Below are 15,164 nucleotides of genomic sequence, written 5' to 3'. Positions count from 1 at the left end.
CTGCCAGGACGTGATGATGTCGGCTTGTGCCATACCGCAAAAGGGTAAAGCGAGCAGCAGCGCGCACAGTGCTCTTCGAACGTTACGCATAGACTCTCCGATATAACCTGCATGATATACAGCACCCACGGTGGGTAGGCTTTAGGGCCCGCGACCGTCATGCCGTCGTGGCCAAACAATTCTATTGGCCAAACCATTCAGACACCTGATGGTCGAGCGGCCGAATACGGACGACCGCTTCGAGGCCGCTACTGACCGATGCACTTGCCCAAAATCGACCCGTTGCGGGCAATCGAACGGAACGCACGCCCGTCGGCAATGGTTGCGACACCGGACGTTCGCGGTAATGATCTATCCAGCTTTTGTCGCATCGGTGACGCCGACTGTGCTTTTTCAGGAGGTGCTATTCGTGGCAGGCACAGTGAATTGAAAGGTGACGCCACGCGGCAGATTTTCGTTCACCCACACTCGTCCGCCATGCGCTTCGATGATCGAATGGCAAATCGAAAGTCCAATCCCCAAGCCGGTGGGCTTCGTTGTGTAGAAGGGGCTAAAGACGCGTTCCGCTACGGCCGGCGCCAAGCCCGGCCCCGAATCGCGCACCGCGACGAGTACGCCGTCTGTCCCGGCGTTCCGGGTGCTGATTAGCACCTCTCGCGTGCCGTCGCTGACGTCGCTCATTGCCTCGAACGCGTTCATGATCAAGTTAAGAAGCACTTGTTGCAGTTGCACCCGATCACCCTCGATGAGCGGCAAGCCATTCGCGATCTCCGTTTGTACTGCGATGCCATTCTTTACTGCTTCCCCGCGGGTAAGCTCGATCACCTCGCGGACTGCCTCATTGATGTCCACCCCTTCCATCCGGGAGGGCGCTTTCTTGACGATACCTCGAATCCGGCCGAGAACGGCCCCCGCTCGATAGCCATCCTTGACGACGCGTTCGAGCGCCTGCCGCACTTCCTCCAAATCCGGCGGCTCTGCATCCAGCCAACGCAGGGCGGCCTGGGCGCCGATGACCGCCGCGCTGATGGGCTGGTTGACCTCATGGGCGATCGAGGCGATGAGCTGGCCCATGGTGGCAACGCGGTTCGCGTGCGCCAGTTCCATCTGCGCGTCGCGCAAAGCCTCCTCGGCTCGCTTGCGCTCAGTCAGATCGAGCACGAACGTAACACCTTGATGCCCGGCTTCTTCGACGCTCGCCACACCGATCATGACTGGCACCCGGGTGCCGTCTTTGCGGAAATATTCTTTCTCGAACGGTGGCAGGATCCCGGTCCTCATCAGTTCCGGCAGCCATTGTCGGGTGTCGCGGTCGAGCCATTCCGGCGGCGTCAGATCCGTCCAGCGGATACGGCCTGAGATGAGATCCTCACGGTCGTACCCCACCATATGAAGAAATGCGTCATTGGCCTCGATGACCCGACCTTCGAGAGCAAAGATGAAGATCCCCACAATGTTGGCGTCGACCAGACGCCGGATTTTGGCTTCGCGTTCGGCCAGATCGCGATACAAACGGGCATTCTCCAGCGCGATCGCCGCCTGCGACGCCAATAGCCTCAGCACCGCGAGGCGGGCTGGCGCGAAGACGCGGGGGGCTAGATTGTTCTCCAGGTAGAGCACCCCGACCAGCTCGCCCCGGTTGATCAGCGGCAGGCACAGCGCGGAGCGGACCCGACATTGCTGGATGTAGGGATCGGAGCCGAACGAACCGTCATTCACCGCGTCATCAAGAATCACGCTTTCCCGGGTGCGCAAGACGTAGTGAAGCATGGATTGTGGCAGCATCGTCGCTGTCACGGACTCGTCGCCCACTTGCACAAAGACCCTGTCGCCATTGATCGACGCTTGCGCTTTGATCGTTGGTTCCTCGCCACTCGCCAGTAGCAGAAGGCCGCGATCCGCGCCCGCCTGCTCCATCGCTGTGCGCATGAGCGTGTCGAGCAGCTTGTCCTGCACGATCTCGCCCGAGAGCGCTTGCGAGACCTTGAACGTCCGACTCAATTCCGCGGTCCGTTCCGCAACCTTTATCTCAAGGTCATCGCGGGCCTGCTGCAACGCCTCCTCAGCGCGCCTCCGCTCAACGATCAGGCGCGCGTTCTGACACGCAGTTGCGGCATGATTTGCCGCGACGGAAACCAGCAGTTGATCGATGTCGTCGGGAAAACCGGCGCGATAACGTGCCGCGACAACCAGACCACCCTCGGAATTACCACCGATGGGAATGACGATACCGTGCCCCTCATGGGCATCTCCGCCAATGTCCGAGAAGATTTTACGAGGGGGAAACCGGCCGCCCTCGGTGAGGTGGCGCTGCAGCCATTTGGGAAACTCCGGCCATGCGTTTCCTCGCGTGACTTCGATCGCGACATTGTCTCTAGGATCGAGTAATCGGACAAAAACAAAATCAAGACGCAACGACCGGACGAGTATGTCCGCAAATTCTGCAGCGATCGCCTGCGGTTCCCTGCCTACCCAAGCAGCTGGGACGGTGGAAATGGCTACCAGATCCCTGAGCGCAGTTCGCAACCGTGATGTCTCATCGTGCACATCTGCCCCCACTTGCTTCACGTCTTGCGCCACAGTCTGTCGCTCCCGCGCATATCTTGGATCAGGCCTGTACCTGGAGTAGAGTATAAAAGGATTTCTCGTAGATTCTTCTGTAGGCCGTTTCGGTGGGTAAAAAACGCAGAACATACCTGAACAACGCTGTGACAAGCCCGGCCGGACTGCGGTAGGAGTAGAAACGTGACTGATACGACGAAAAGGGATCCGTGTGTGCATCTCGCCGGAAAAATGCTCACGGAAAGGCGTCACGCCTGCGCATTCTTCAACTCGCGCGCGGAAGAGTATCGCGTCTTACTGCCCTTCATCAAGGAAACGATGGACCAGGACGAAAGATCAATCTTCATTCTGGATCCTGAGTATCGGGCAGAACATCTTCGTTGGCTGGAGCAGTCAGGCATCGACGCCGTCGCGCTCCGTCAGCGTGGTCAAATCGAGATTCGCTCGTGGGAGGAAGCCTATCTGCGTGGTGGGCGTTTCAATCCCGATGCCATGCTCAGCTTGATCGACGGGCTCTATGCCGCCAGCAATGTGGATGGTTTCTCCCATGCTCGCCTCTGGGCGAGCATGGAGTGGGCGCTGCAGGATCGGCCGGGCGTCACCGACCTCATCGAGTATGAAGCACGGCTGAATTACCTCCTGCCAAAGTACGATCACATTACTGTCTGCGTCTATGATCTCGCGAAATTTAGCGCCGGTGTGATCATGGATGTGGTTCGTACGCACCCGCTGGTGATCATTGGTGGGAATCTCCAGGAAAATCCGTTCTTTGTGCCTCCCGATGAATTCCTGCGTGAATTGCAGAGCCGTTTGCCGTAGATTGTTCCAGTGATTACGACTTGACCGGCGGGAGCCGGTCGGTTGAATATTGCCGGGGCTTCCTGGACACGTCGCTAATACTCACCGTTCAGAAGGTTCAGCAGCGAGAGCTCCACGGTACGCGAGCGGACCCATCTCTATCTGTTTGCCATCGTCCTGTGCGGGCGTGAATTGATGGTGATGTCGCTTTGGCGGTCTCCGTATTTATACACGATTTGCGCCAAGTTTCGGGGTAGGAGGACGCGGCCGCCTCCCGACCAAATAGAGCAGCACCCACAATTCAAGCAGGAAACGTCGACAGAACGCAGTCCGGCGCTGCAGCTTGGAGCTGAATGCTTCGAACCGATGCGCGCCTCGTGGCCGCACAAGCGCGATCGGCTTGACCAGCGGAAGGGACGATTCCGTGAATCCACGCTTTCAAGAGGGGATTCGAAGTGTAGGAGGCGAATTGACAAATTTAATACGCATATATGCGAATTGACACTTTAGCGCCGCTCAGTGGGACGTTAAAATGTCAACCTCCACGCGATTTTCCACGCCGGCGCAATGCCGGGTAGTGACAGACTTGCTTCGCTCTACGCCAAGGAGTGTTTTAAATGGCAGATCTGCAAGTACAAAAGTTGAAGTCCGGCAGCTTGCACGAAGACAAAACAACGACTCACGGGCGGTCGTTGTACAAGACTGGATTTTTGTGTCCGATACAGCAGGCCGCAATTATCAAACTCGTGAGATGTCGACAGACCCGGGAGAGCAGAGTAAGCGGCTCGTCCCCACCGTCGTAGGCGGTTGCTGCGATACACAGCAAAGTGATGTCCATCATTTCCGATTTGATGGACACCACTTTGTCAGAATCTCCAGAGAAGAAGCATGGAAGTCGAGCAGGCCGTCCGAATTACCCACGGGAGCTTCGGGACCGGCTGGCGGCAGCAGCGTGTGAGCCGGGCGTCTCGGTCGCGAGACTGGCCCGTGAGAATGGCATCAACGCGAACATGTTGTACACCTGGCGGCGGCGATATCTTGCCGAGCAGCAAGCTCCGTCCACCGGCCTGCTCCCCGTCGTACTGCTGTGTGACGCGCCGACGCAGGTCGTTGCGTCCTCTTCGGGGGGGCCGCAAGCGCCAGATATGAAGCCAGCGTCGCGTGGGGGCACGATCGAGATCCGCATCGGCCGTGCGGTGATTAAGGTAGACGGCCTGGTCGACGCGGACATGCTGCGGACCGTGCTGGGCAGTCTGCGATCATGATCTCTCTGCCGGTTGGTACCCGCATCTGGATCGCTGCGGGCGTGACCGACATGCGATGTGGGTTCCAGGGGCTGGCCGCAAAGGTACAAACGGCGCTTGAAGAGAATCCACTGGGCGGCAACGTCTACATCTTCCGGGGCCGCCGGGGCGACCTCGTAAAAATCCTCTGGGCAACGGAGGACGGAATCTGGCTTCTCGCGAAGCGGCTTGAGCGGGGTCGTTTTATCTGGCCCCAGGCCGACGGCGGGAAGGTCCATCTGAGTTCAGCACAACTGTCGATGCTTCTCGAGGGCATCGATTGGCGACAGCCCCGTCGTACCGCCGCGTTATCGATGTTGTAAACCGCGCCGCAGACTCGTAAACTACGGCGTATGTCGAACGGCGCCGATCTTCCAGACGATGTCGAATTGTTGAAGGCCTTGCTGGTCGAGGCCAGTAGTCTGCTTGCTGAACGCGATGTCGAGATCGAGCAGCTTAAGGCGCAGATCGACAAACTTCGGCGCATGCAGTTCGGCCGCAAGTCCGAACAGTTGCAGCGGCAGATCGAGACCCTCGAGACCCAACTCGAGGATCTGGCCGCCGGACGCGGCGTTGCAGACGTGGAGCGTGCGCAAGCTCGAGACGCAAACGCTTCCTCCTCCAATGCACCGACGGACGAAGCGGCTTCGAGGCAAGCACTGGCTGCACACCTCGCGCGTGAGGATCATGTGCTCGAGCCCGAATCGAGTTGCCCGGACTGCGGTCAACAGATGCAGGTGCTCGGTGAGGACGTGTCCGAGCAACTCGCCCGGGTCGCAGCGGCGTTCAAAGTCGTTCGCACGATCCGGCGCAAATTCGTTTGCCCATGCTGCAGCACCATCAGGCAGCCGCCGATGCCCGGCCTTCCGATCGAGCGGAGCATTGCCCATCCAAGCTTGCTGGCGGATATCCTCGTTTCGAAATACGCAGACCACCAGCCGTTGTACCGGCAATCGGCGATCGCGGCGCGCGACGGCGTGACGCTCGACCGGGCCAGCATGGGTCGCTGGGTCGGTCAATGCGAAGCGTTGTGCGCGCCGCTGATTGAGGCGCTGCGCCGCTATACGGTGTCCGCCGCCAAGCTGCATGCCGACGACACGCCGATCCCGGTGCTCTCACCGGGCAACAGGAAGACCCGCACCGGTCGGCTATGGGTCTATGTGCGCGACGATCGTCGCTCGGGGTCGATGCAACCCGCTGCGGTATGGTTCGCATACTCGCCGAACAGACAGGGCATCCACCCTCAGACTCATCTCGCCGGCTTCAGGGGGACCCCGGCAAGCGGACGCTTACGCGGGCTTCGATGAGCTGTTCCTGGGTGGCTCCGTACTGGAAGCGGCATGTCATGCTCACGCGAGGAGAAAGTTCTACGACATCCACGTGCGCACGCCGTCCGACACGACGCAAAAAGCACTTGAATACATTGGCGCGCTATACGACATCGAGGCCTCCATTCGCGGCAAGCCTGCGGCCGAACGGCTACGAATACGGCAGGAGAAAGCCTGGCCACTGCTTCAAATCTATGAAGCGTGGCTCAAGGCCAAGCTCGAAACGTTGTCGTCGAAGTCCGACCCCTGACGCTATATTGCGAAGACGGCACGCTCGAGATCGACAATAACATCGCGGAAACCGCTGCGTTGTGTAAGCCTGGGTCGGAATAATGCGCAGTTGCAAATTATGCGGAGTTACTCATTGTCGAAGAGTGCCATGCGAGTCGCCGACGCGATCCGCAGGGATTCGCGGTTCGGCGAGCTACGCATAATTACAGCGACTCAAGGAACTGGAGGATGCGGTCCGGTGGTCGATAGCGACGGTTCTTCACTTCCGGTGGCTGAATCCTGCTCAGCGCTCGCTGCTTCATCGTCAGATCGGCTTCCATATAGCAGTGTGTTGTCGATGGGCTTTCGTGTCCCAGCCACAAGGCGATGACCGAGAGGTCGACGCCTGATTGAAGTAGATGCATGGCAGTCGCGTGACGAACCAGGTGCGGAGAAACACGCCGTTTGGCGAGTTGCGGACATTGGTCCTTCGCGCGCGTTACGGCAATTCTCATTCGATCGGCGACATTGGAGCGTGTCATCGCGTTTCCCGATCGATTTGGAAAGAGCCTCTGACTTGATGCATCCTGGATCTGCGGCAACCACCCCTTGATGAGCCTGGCCGTGGATCGCCATAAAGGCACCGTTCGTTCCTTGCGTCCTTTGCCAAGAATATGAACGAAGGGTGATGTACCCAGCACGACATCACTGACGCGTAGTGCCAGCATCTCCGAGACGCGCGCCCCCGTGTTATACATCGTTGCCAGCAGAACCCTGTCGCGTTGACCCGACCAGGTGTCCGGGTCAGGCGCCGTCAACAGTTGCTGAATCTCTTCGCGTGACAGGAATCCGACCATAGGTTTATCGCACCGCTTCATCGGCACGGAGAGTGCGCGCTGTATAACGGCCAACGACGCGACGTCACGGTGTGCCGCGTACTTCAAGAACGAGCGCAACGCTGCGAGTCGAACGTTGCGGGTCCGCGTGCTGTTGCGCCGCTCAACCTCGAGATGCCGCAGAAACGCCAAGATCAGCGGCGCATCCATGTCCGACAGCTTCAGATCAGTTGGGCACCTGGCAAGGCGATCCGATGCGAACTGAAGAAACAGACGAAACGAATCGCGGTAGCTCGATATCGTCTCCGGGCTCACCGCACGTTGCTGCATCAACCGTTCGACGAAGAAGTCCTGCAGGAGCGTCGCGAAGGAAGGAACTAGGCAGGCTTTAGTCATGACGTACCCCTTCGGCAAAGCACGCAAATTTCCGGCTCACGATTTCCATGAGATCGGGAACCGCAGTCAGATACCAGTAGGTATCGCTCGGCTTCACGTGCCCCAGTGTGAACGGCTGTGAGAAACCGACACTAAACGGCGGCATCAATCAGAGATATGGAATGGTCCAGCTCTGCTGAGCGGTTTGGGAATGGTTGGCGCGAAGAGCAGGAAGCGGTACCGGGTGCGTCGGAAGGAGCCCGTAGGGCGAGTGCAGACGCACCCGACGCGGTTCGTTCCAGGAAGTGGTGACGCTCAGGTCGAGATGCGGTAGAAGAAGGGATACCGCCGAAGAAACAGGCCCGACACCGGCTCAAACCGCCAAGTTCACTCCGATGTCGAGCCCCACACGCGCATGGGGCACGGGTGCCGGCCCAGTATGGCAGGGTCCACCAGTCCCGTCGATAGCGTTTCGGCATTGACGGGGATTGCCGATGCCGGCCACCGGCCGCCTGTTTGTGTGCGCCCGCTGCCGGGCGCAGGTCATCGTTTGCCGCCGTTGCGACCGCGGCCAGATCTACTGCGACGGCGACTGCTCTGAGGTCGCACGTCAGGCCAGCATGCGCGTGGCCGGCCAGCGCTATCAGCGCAGTCGGCACGGCCGCTTCGCGCACGCCGAACGGATGCGCCGCTATCGCAGCCGCCAGAATAAAGTGACGCATCAGGGTTCCGCTGTGCCTGCCGCCGATGCTCTACCGGCACCGACTTCGACGACGTCGGCGGCAAGAGCGACGGTGTCCGCCACCGCCCCATCTGTGCCTGAGCGTTGCCATTTCTGCCACTGCGTCTGTCCGGACTTCGTGCGCCTCGGACCACTACGCCGTCGGGTCTTCCGTGATGTTCGTACTACTACTTACTACACAGGAAGTGACCCATGACCATTGGAGTTGAACTCGAGGCGCAGATCCTGCGCTACTACCACGTCGAGAAGTGGCGCTGCGGCACCATCGCACGGCAGTTGCACGTGCACCGTGGCACCGTCCAGCGCGTGCTGGCGCAGGCCGGTCTGCCCCGCGTCGGCGGGATGCTCAGACCTTCGCAGATCGATGTCTACCTGCCGTTTATCCATGACACGCTCAAGAGGTTTCCGTCGCTCACGGCCAGCCGGCTGTATGCGATGGTCACCGAGCGCGGCTACCGTGGCAACCTTCATCATTTCCGGCACCTGATCGCGTTACACCGTCCGCGTCCTGCACCAGAGGCTTATCTGCGGCTACGCACCTTGCCCGGAGAGCAAGGCCAGGTTGACTGGGCCCATTTCGATCACCTGCAGATCGGGCGTGCGCGCCGGCCACTGATGGTCTTCGTCATGGTCCTGTCGTGGTCGCGGCAGATCTATCTGCGATTCTTCCTTGACGCCCGCATGGACAGCTTCCTGGCGGGCCACGCTGGCGCGTTCGCGGCGTGGTCTGGATTGCCACGGATCCTCCTCTACGACAATCTCAGGAGCGCTGTGCTCGAGCGTCAGGGTGATGCGATCCGCTTCAACCCGACGCTTCTGGCGTTCGCCGCTCATCATCGCTTCGAGCCCCGTCCCGTGGCAGTGGCCAGAGGAAACGAGAAGGGGCGCGTCGAAAGAGCTATCAGGTATGTACGTGAGAATTTCTTTGCCGCGCGCAAGTTCGCCGATCTCGACGATCTGAACATCCAGGCCGCGCAATGGTGCGCGGGCATGGCCGCCGATCGACCCTGCCGGGAAGAGCCCACGATCACGGTGCGCGAAGCCTTCGCCCGCGAGCAGCCCAGTCTGCTTACGTTACCGGAGAATCCGTACCCCTGCGAACTGCAACTGGCCGTAAAGGTCGGCAAGCAGCCGTATGTACGCTTCGATCTGAATGACTACACGATCCCGCATACCCACGTGCGGCGCGTGCTTACGGTCCGGGCCGATCCCCGGCAGGTGCGCATTCTCGATGGCGCCGATTTGCTTGCGACCCATGTGCGCAGCTACGATCGCGGCGCGCAGATCGAGATTGCCGCGCACATCGACGCCCTCGTTGCACGCAAACGCGAAGCCCGTCACCATCGCGGCCTCGACCATCTCGCCCGCGCAGCGCCGGCCAGTCACACACTCATGCTGCGCGCGGCTGAACGCGGCGCCAATCTCGGCAATATCACCGCCCACCTGCTGAGGCTGCTCGACCGTTATGGTGCAGCCGAACTGCAGGCAGCGATCGAGGAAACGCTCGCCAGCGATGCCGCGCCTCACCAGAATCCGGTGCGTCTGGCGCTGGAGCGTCGGCGCGAGTCGCGGCAGGTACCGCCGCCAGTGACGGTGAAGCTGCCCGAGCACGTGCGTAGCAAGGACACGCTGGTGACTCCTCACCGGCTCGACATCTACGACCAGATAACGGGAGGTACTGATGAGCTCGCCTGAGAACCTGCAGGAGCGCGCGAACGCCCTGCGACTGTACGGACTGCTGGCGCATTGGCCGGAACTCATTGACGCCGGCTGGGTTGCGCCGCTGCTGCAGTGGGAAGAAGACGAGCGTGCCCGCCGTTCGCTCGAGCGACGCATCCGGGACGCCCATCTGGGCAGCTTCAAACCGCTGTGCGACTTTGACTGGGCATGGCCCAAGCGTTGCGACCGGGCCGCTGTTGAAGAACTGATGTCGCTCGAGTTCGTGAGGGACACCGCCAACGTCGTACTGATCGGCCCGAACGGCGTGGGCAAGTCGACCCTGGCGCTGAACCTCGCCTACCAGGCGCTCGTCAACGGGCACACGGCGCTGTTCACAACTGCTGGCCAGATGCTCGGTGAGCTCGCCGCGCTTGACAGTGACTCAGCGTTACGCCGGCGACTGCACCGGTACGCTACGCCTGACGTGCTCGTAATTGACGAGGTCGGATACCTGTCCTACTCGAATCGCCACGCCGACCTGCTGTTCGAACTGATCAGCCGGAGGTATGGCGCAGCAAGCACCGTCGTCACTACAAATCGACCGTTCGCAGAATGGTCGGAGGTGTTTCCGAACGCCGCCTGCGTCGTCTCGCTGGTTGATCGGCTGGTGCATCGCGCCGAAGTCGTCGCGATCGAAGGCGAGTCCTACCGGGTGAAAGAGGCACGTGAACGCGCCGAGCAGCGCACAAAGAAACGCAGCGCGGCACGCATGGAGAAGAAGAAATCATGAAGCGCCTTCACCTGCCTTCGGGCATCACTCACGGGCTCGACTTCCTGATTCCGGACAACTGGTCCGCCGATCAGGCACTGGCCGTCGTCGAACTCATCGACGATCTACGCGAGCGTATCGCGGTGCACTACCAGATTCCGCTCAATGACCTGCTTCACGAACAGCGCGCGCCTCCCGACAATCCTCACCCTCGCGACATCGACGATCCATTCTGACGACCATCACCCAACAACGGCGGGCCACAACCGCTCCCTGTTGTTGACGCTTTTACTCAACCTTGCGCCGCCATCTAGTGGCGCTTTTACACCGCCGCTAACACCCAGATATGTCGACAGCGCAATCATCCGGTTGTCGACGTTCACGCCGTCCTGATACCACTTGAGGATGCACCGGCACACGAACGTGTGGCGAAGATCATGGATTCGAGGCAACGCGTGGTCACCCCGAGAAGTCCACGCGAGTTGCTCGCGAAGCCGACCGAACACCCAGTGCACCGTTCGGGCCTGCAACTTCCTGCCATCAAGATTCACAAAGAACGAATCGCACGGCTCTGCGGCGACGACCAGCGCACGGCGAGCAGCGTAACGCTTCATGGCCAGAGTTACGGTAGGATGCATCGGAATAAGGCGCGACTTGTGAAACTTCGTCTCGCGCACCGTGAGCGTGCCCTCAGCAAGATTCACGTCGTCTCGAGAGAGATTGATGGCTTCCGAGATACGCAAGCCGGTTGCCGCAATCAAACCAAACAGCGCTTCATATGTAAGCGGTATGATCGAACCGACGGGTAACATCGCCGCCGACGCCGTGAGGAGTTCGCCGAGTTCCTGCTCCGTGTAGATGTGCGGCGCCAGACGACGATGGGCCCGCCCGCACAAGTCGCGTCGCGGAACAACCGTATCGGGATAGAACTGCCTGAGGTACTTCGCGAAGGGGCGCACTACCTCGATCCGACGCGCCCAGGTAATGGACCTTTGGCTCGGTGTCGAGTGTGCCCAAGCAAGGGCCAGACTTTCGGTGATCGGACCGCGATCGTGCGCCGTATCCGCGAAGCGGGCGAAGTTCATCAGCACCTGCCCCGAGATCGCAAGGTCGAAGCCGAGACAGCGTCGCTCTGCGAGATACGTTTCCACCAGCGATACCATTGTGTGTGCCGATTTGACGGGACGCTTCATGATTTGCTCCCCGGCCAGGGAAGCGCCACGGCCTCCAGGCTTCGCAGGTCGATCTTCGTGTAGATCGCGGTGGTGTCGATGCTCTGATGGTGCAATACGTCAGCCACTTCCTTCAACGACGAGCCGGAACGAAGCAGCCGTCGGGCCACGCTGTGCCTCAGAAGATGGGTTCCAGATTGTTCAGTCCAGCCGCAGCGAACATATGCGGCATGCACGGCCTGATGGACGCGCCCGGTTCCCAACGGAACGTCGGCGGGTGCGTAATGCCGGACAAAGACAGCACGGGAGGTCGTCGTCTTCCTTCGGGCTAACCGGATATAGTCGGCGATCGCACGACCTGTTGGCTCGGGCAACGGAATGACGTAGCCCCGTCGCGATTTGGTGCGACGGATTTGCAGCGTGCCTTCGCGCCAGTTTAAATCGTCGAGTTGGATTTGCACGACTTCCGCAGCCCGCAACCCAAGATCAGCCAGACAGCGCGCCACTGCGTAATCACGTAAGCTGGACGCAGTCGCGCGATCGAAGGAGTTCAGGAACTGCTCAATCGCTGCATCCGAAAGCGTTTCAGGCAGCGCCGCCAACCTCCATCCAGCCACGTTCGGTACTGCCGCGATCAGCTCTTCGACCTGGTCGTTATATTGCATGGTCCTGAATCGCAGATAACTGCGCAACGTCACGCCCGCTACGTGAGCGGCTCCAGCATTGCACCCGTCAGGGTAGCGCGTAACGAAACGACGGATATCCCGAATCGTTAGCTGCTCCATGTCGATGTGTTTGCGACCAAAGCGCTGACGCAAGAAATCGCGAATGATTCGACCACGCTGATATCGCGTGCATTCGGCTAGGCCGCAAACGTCCTTGAGGTGGTCAGTAAAGCGACACACCTCCTGTTGCACCGAATCCGGTTCTGCCTGCAGAAACCGAGGGACACCGCACGCGCCCAACACGACCAGCAAATGCCGAAGTGCAGCACTCACGTCTGTCCGACACCTCGGAATCGGATCTGGGCAGGTACATCGCCGCAAATGGTCGTTCACGAACCGGCAGACAAGTCGATCGTCGACACTTGCTACGGCTATACGGTGCGTTGTAAGCCAATACGCAAAGTGCGCGGCGCACCTCACGTAGCGGTTGACGGTGCCGGCCGCGTAGCCGGTATCAACGAGATATTCGCAGTAGCGCTCTGCGAAAGGAGAAAGGACGCTGCGCCACAACCACGCCTGAGGCTGCGGTCGAAGAGGAACCAAGCCGATCATGAGGATTCTCCTGAATGGGTAACAACCCAAACAGGAAAGCATCTTTTTTATGTGCAGTTTGCTGCAAGCCACAGATCCCTGCAAGGCGCGTCGCACTGGCGCTCGTGACGAGCCGTACGATGCAAACTCCGCATAATTTGCGGCTGCGCATTATTTCTGCAATGCAATTATGTGCATTGCAGAAAGAATTTCCTGTTTGCCGTTTCCGACAGCGGCGGTGAACGGGCCGCCGCAATGTACGCGCTGATCGGGACTTGCGCACTGAACGACATCGATCCGCGCGCCTATCTGAACTATGTGCTAACTCACATCGCTGACCATAAAATCAATCGCATCGACGAGCTTCTGCCGTGGCGCGTGGCCGACAAGCTGCACACGCCAGCCAGTCCTCCGACACCCGCTACCTGACAGTCCAAGTCCGGATCACCATCATGCCTCACATGCACGCGCGTGGACGAACGGCCCACGTGAACCGCTTACAGAGCAGACGCGCCAGTGCTTTGCGAACATTGAGGGTGCTTTGAAAGCAGTCCAGTCAAGCCTCGCCGACGTCGTGCGGCTGCGTATTGCCTTGCCGAAGCTCGAACAGAAGGCAGCAGTAATTGCAGTCGTCGCAGAAAAATTCGCTGGAGTCGATCCTGCCAGGCACAGTGACTGCGACACCCCTTTGCAGCCTCCAAATACCTCGTCGAAATCGAAGTGACTGCTTTCCGCGGTGCGGGCGCCGCGGAAGCAGAAAAATTGCGGATAAACCTTTAACCTTGCTCTGATCTACGGTATTCACTGATCAACCTGAATCGTGCGCGATGACCGGCGGCCGTTCCATCTCCGAGCGGCTGCATGAGATATAGCGGTATGGCGTCACGTCAAACATAACTTAGTCGAGGTTAGTTTGCTACTTGGAACGCTGCTGGCGGTGTCTGGCGGCATTTAAAGCATACGCTCAATGGGAGCAGGCACTTTGATTAACCTCTCGCAAATAATTCTCGATTTTCTTTCGTAAAGCGGATCGAGACCACCATTAGGTCGAATGCATCCGCACCTCTTCTGGCTGAATCTTTCTTCGCGCTCCGCCGTGCAGCGAACGGCGCACTGCCGTGTCAAATGGATTAGTGCGAGGACCAATTTTATCCGCGTGCCGACGCAGCAAATCAACCACCACTGGCAAGCGGTCGTCATCAAGCCGGGTGGCAAGCGTACCAATACTTAACGCGGCAACAGCATGGCCCGAACGGTCGAGTATCGGTACGGCAACCCCTGCCATTCCTTCCAGCAACCCGGTATTTCTGCCCGCGTAACCAAGTGATCGGGTCCGTTCGATCTCCGTGCGCAGGTAAACTTCGTCCAGCATGCCATAGGCGCGCAACCGCGGGACGTTGTAGCGAATAATCTCCTCCCTTTCGTCTTCTGGCAGGAAGGCAAGTATCGCCAGACTTCCTTGCCCCACCCCGAGCGCTACCCGGCCGCCAATGTCGCCAGTGAACGTGCGAATTGGGAAGGGACCTTCGCACATATCGAGACAAACTGCGTCAAAGCTACTCCTCGCCATGAGGAATATGGATTCTCCAAGACTCGAACACAGCTGCAGCAATGCAGCTCGGCATAGGTCGCGGATCCCGTTTGGATTCCCGGCCTGAGCCGCCAACGCGAAAAATTCTACGCTAAGCCGATATAGCTTTGTGCCAGCGTCTTGCTCGACAATGCCCTCCTCAGTAAGCGCTCGCAATAAACGATGGACCGTGGGCTGACTAAGCCCGATCACCTTCCCTAGATGCGTCACTCGACAGCCATCCGGTTGAGCTGACCCAATCGCGCGAATGATCGCAAAAGTACGCTGTATCACGCCGACACCCGGTGTCGCCGAAGCATCAACAGGATCCGGCGCCACTCCTTGCAATGATTTCATCTGATTTCCTCTTATAGCTTCATCAACACTTGCCATACGTCGGTGTTTCTGCGCACATCGTACACTACCAGATATCGGCCTGAACATCCATCTGTTGAATTACTGTACTATCCAATATTACATTCATTCCATTATACGGATGCTGTCATGAAATTACGACTTTTGATGAAATTCCTGATTGACGATGGTGAATTGGCTACCTACAGTCTTTCTCAACGAGGATACGATCTGGCCTCGAATGTCATTT

Annotated in this window: 12 protein-coding genes and 2 pseudogenes; 9 read left to right on the top strand and 5 right to left on the bottom strand. The window is 59.3% G+C overall.

Annotation, left to right across the window (positions count from 1 at the left end; translation table 11 throughout):
* Positions 1–393 precede the first annotated feature (393 nt).
* On the bottom strand, positions 394–2,580 hold the full coding sequence (locus PQR53_RS33485; RefSeq protein WP_408463928.1) for a GAF domain-containing sensor histidine kinase: 2,187 nt from the start codon (positions 2,578–2,580) through the stop codon (positions 394–396).
* 165 nt (positions 2,581–2,745) lie between these two features.
* Here PQR53_RS33485 and PQR53_RS33480 point away from each other — a divergent pair, with 165 nt between their 5' ends.
* The 4 genes and pseudogenes from PQR53_RS33480 to tnpC all read left to right on the top strand — a co-directional run.
* Positions 2,746–3,381, top strand: coding sequence for an MEDS domain-containing protein (locus PQR53_RS33480; RefSeq protein ID WP_408349392.1), 636 nt, complete (start codon positions 2,746–2,748; stop codon positions 3,379–3,381).
* Positions 3,382–4,190: 809 nt separating this feature from the next.
* Entirely contained in the window at positions 4,191–4,625 is a 435-nt protein-coding gene (gene tnpA, locus PQR53_RS33475; RefSeq protein ID WP_408433722.1) for an IS66-like element accessory protein TnpA, read from the top strand.
* Positions 4,622–4,966: an IS66 family insertion sequence element accessory protein TnpB gene (gene tnpB / locus PQR53_RS33470; RefSeq protein ID WP_074294021.1), complete on the top strand. Its 345-nt coding sequence runs from the start codon at positions 4,622–4,624 to the stop codon at positions 4,964–4,966. Before tnpA ends, tnpB begins: the two co-directional genes overlap by 4 nt.
* 30 nt (positions 4,967–4,996) lie before the next feature.
* Positions 4,997–6,305 (top strand): annotated as a pseudogene (tnpC, locus tag PQR53_RS33465) (IS66 family transposase); the annotation flags it as partial.
* A gap of 100 nt (positions 6,306–6,405) precedes the next feature.
* On the opposite strand, the gene PQR53_RS33460 reads toward tnpC, so the two are convergent.
* Positions 6,406–7,413 carry a tyrosine-type recombinase/integrase gene (locus tag PQR53_RS33460; protein WP_408339057.1) on the bottom strand — a complete coding sequence of 336 codons (1,008 nt, stop codon included), beginning with the start codon at positions 7,411–7,413 and terminating at the stop codon, positions 6,406–6,408.
* A gap of 913 nt (positions 7,414–8,326) precedes the next feature.
* Here PQR53_RS33460 and istA point away from each other — a divergent pair.
* From istA to PQR53_RS33445, 3 genes are read left to right on the top strand one after another with little or no spacing between them, the layout of a single operon-like run.
* On the top strand, positions 8,327–9,829 hold the full coding sequence (gene istA / locus PQR53_RS33455) for an IS21 family transposase (RefSeq protein WP_408463923.1): 1,503 nt from the start codon (positions 8,327–8,329) through the stop codon (positions 9,827–9,829).
* Positions 9,816–10,583, top strand: coding sequence for an IS21-like element helper ATPase IstB (gene istB / locus PQR53_RS33450; RefSeq protein ID WP_408289343.1), 768 nt, complete (start codon positions 9,816–9,818; stop codon positions 10,581–10,583). The genes istA and istB overlap by 14 nt, the downstream gene beginning before the upstream one ends.
* The gene (locus PQR53_RS33445; protein WP_408289346.1) at positions 10,580–10,798 is read left to right on the top strand and encodes a hypothetical protein; all 219 of its coding nucleotides are present in this window, start codon (positions 10,580–10,582) and stop codon (positions 10,796–10,798) included. Before istB ends, PQR53_RS33445 begins: the two co-directional genes overlap by 4 nt.
* A gap of 6 nt (positions 10,799–10,804) precedes the next feature.
* On the opposite strand, the gene PQR53_RS33440 is transcribed toward PQR53_RS33445, so the two are convergent.
* Complete coding sequence (locus tag PQR53_RS33440; protein WP_408463920.1) at positions 10,805–11,755, bottom strand: tyrosine-type recombinase/integrase; 951 nt, start codon at positions 11,753–11,755, stop codon at positions 10,805–10,807.
* The gene (locus PQR53_RS33435) at positions 11,752–13,011 is read right to left on the bottom strand and encodes a tyrosine-type recombinase/integrase (protein WP_408433716.1); all 1,260 of its coding nucleotides are present in this window, start codon (positions 13,009–13,011) and stop codon (positions 11,752–11,754) included. The genes PQR53_RS33440 and PQR53_RS33435 overlap by 4 nt, the downstream gene beginning before the upstream one ends.
* A gap of 180 nt (positions 13,012–13,191) precedes the next feature.
* On the opposite strand from PQR53_RS33435, the pseudogene PQR53_RS33430 reads away from it, so the two are divergent.
* Positions 13,192–13,419, top strand: a pseudogene (locus PQR53_RS33430) (transposase domain-containing protein); the annotation flags it as partial.
* Entirely contained in the window at positions 13,325–13,714 is a 390-nt protein-coding gene (locus PQR53_RS33425; protein ID WP_408463976.1) for a Rid family hydrolase, read from the top strand. The pseudogene PQR53_RS33430 and the gene PQR53_RS33425, both read left to right, overlap by 95 nt.
* A gap of 318 nt (positions 13,715–14,032) precedes the next feature.
* Here the strand turns inward: PQR53_RS33425 and PQR53_RS33420 are convergent, their stop codons facing one another.
* Positions 14,033–14,917: an IclR family transcriptional regulator gene (locus PQR53_RS33420; RefSeq protein WP_408349395.1), complete on the bottom strand. Its 885-nt coding sequence runs from the start codon at positions 14,915–14,917 to the stop codon at positions 14,033–14,035.
* Between the last annotated feature and the right edge of the window lie 247 nt (positions 14,918–15,164).

The organism is Paraburkholderia fungorum (assembly GCF_046027605.1).
In the GTDB taxonomy this organism is placed as follows: domain Bacteria; phylum Pseudomonadota; class Gammaproteobacteria; order Burkholderiales; family Burkholderiaceae; genus Paraburkholderia; species Paraburkholderia fungorum_F.
This window is presented reverse-complemented; position numbering and strand designations above follow the sequence as displayed.

What these genes read in the sequence shown, in the direction of transcription:
- tnpA (WP_408433722.1), top strand. Translation starts at nt 4,191, where the DNA reads ATGTCCATCATTTCCGATTTGATGGACACCACTTTGTCAGAATCTCCA.
- tnpB (WP_074294021.1), top strand. Translation starts at nt 4,622, where the DNA reads ATGATCTCTCTGCCGGTTGGTACCCGCATCTGGATCGCTGCGGGCGTG.
- PQR53_RS33460 (WP_408339057.1), bottom strand. Translation starts at nt 7,413, where the DNA reads ATGACTAAAGCCTGCCTAGTTCCTTCCTTCGCGACGCTCCTGCAGGAC.
- istA (WP_408463923.1), top strand. Translation starts at nt 8,327, where the DNA reads ATGACCATTGGAGTTGAACTCGAGGCGCAGATCCTGCGCTACTACCAC.
- istB (WP_408289343.1), top strand. Translation starts at nt 9,816, where the DNA reads ATGAGCTCGCCTGAGAACCTGCAGGAGCGCGCGAACGCCCTGCGACTG.
- PQR53_RS33445 (WP_408289346.1), top strand. Translation starts at nt 10,580, where the DNA reads ATGAAGCGCCTTCACCTGCCTTCGGGCATCACTCACGGGCTCGACTTC.
- PQR53_RS33440 (WP_408463920.1), bottom strand. Translation starts at nt 11,755, where the DNA reads ATGAAGCGTCCCGTCAAATCGGCACACACAATGGTATCGCTGGTGGAA.
- PQR53_RS33435 (WP_408433716.1), bottom strand. Translation starts at nt 13,011, where the DNA reads ATGATCGGCTTGGTTCCTCTTCGACCGCAGCCTCAGGCGTGGTTGTGG.
- PQR53_RS33420 (WP_408349395.1), bottom strand. Translation starts at nt 14,917, where the DNA reads ATGAAATCATTGCAAGGAGTGGCGCCGGATCCTGTTGATGCTTCGGCG.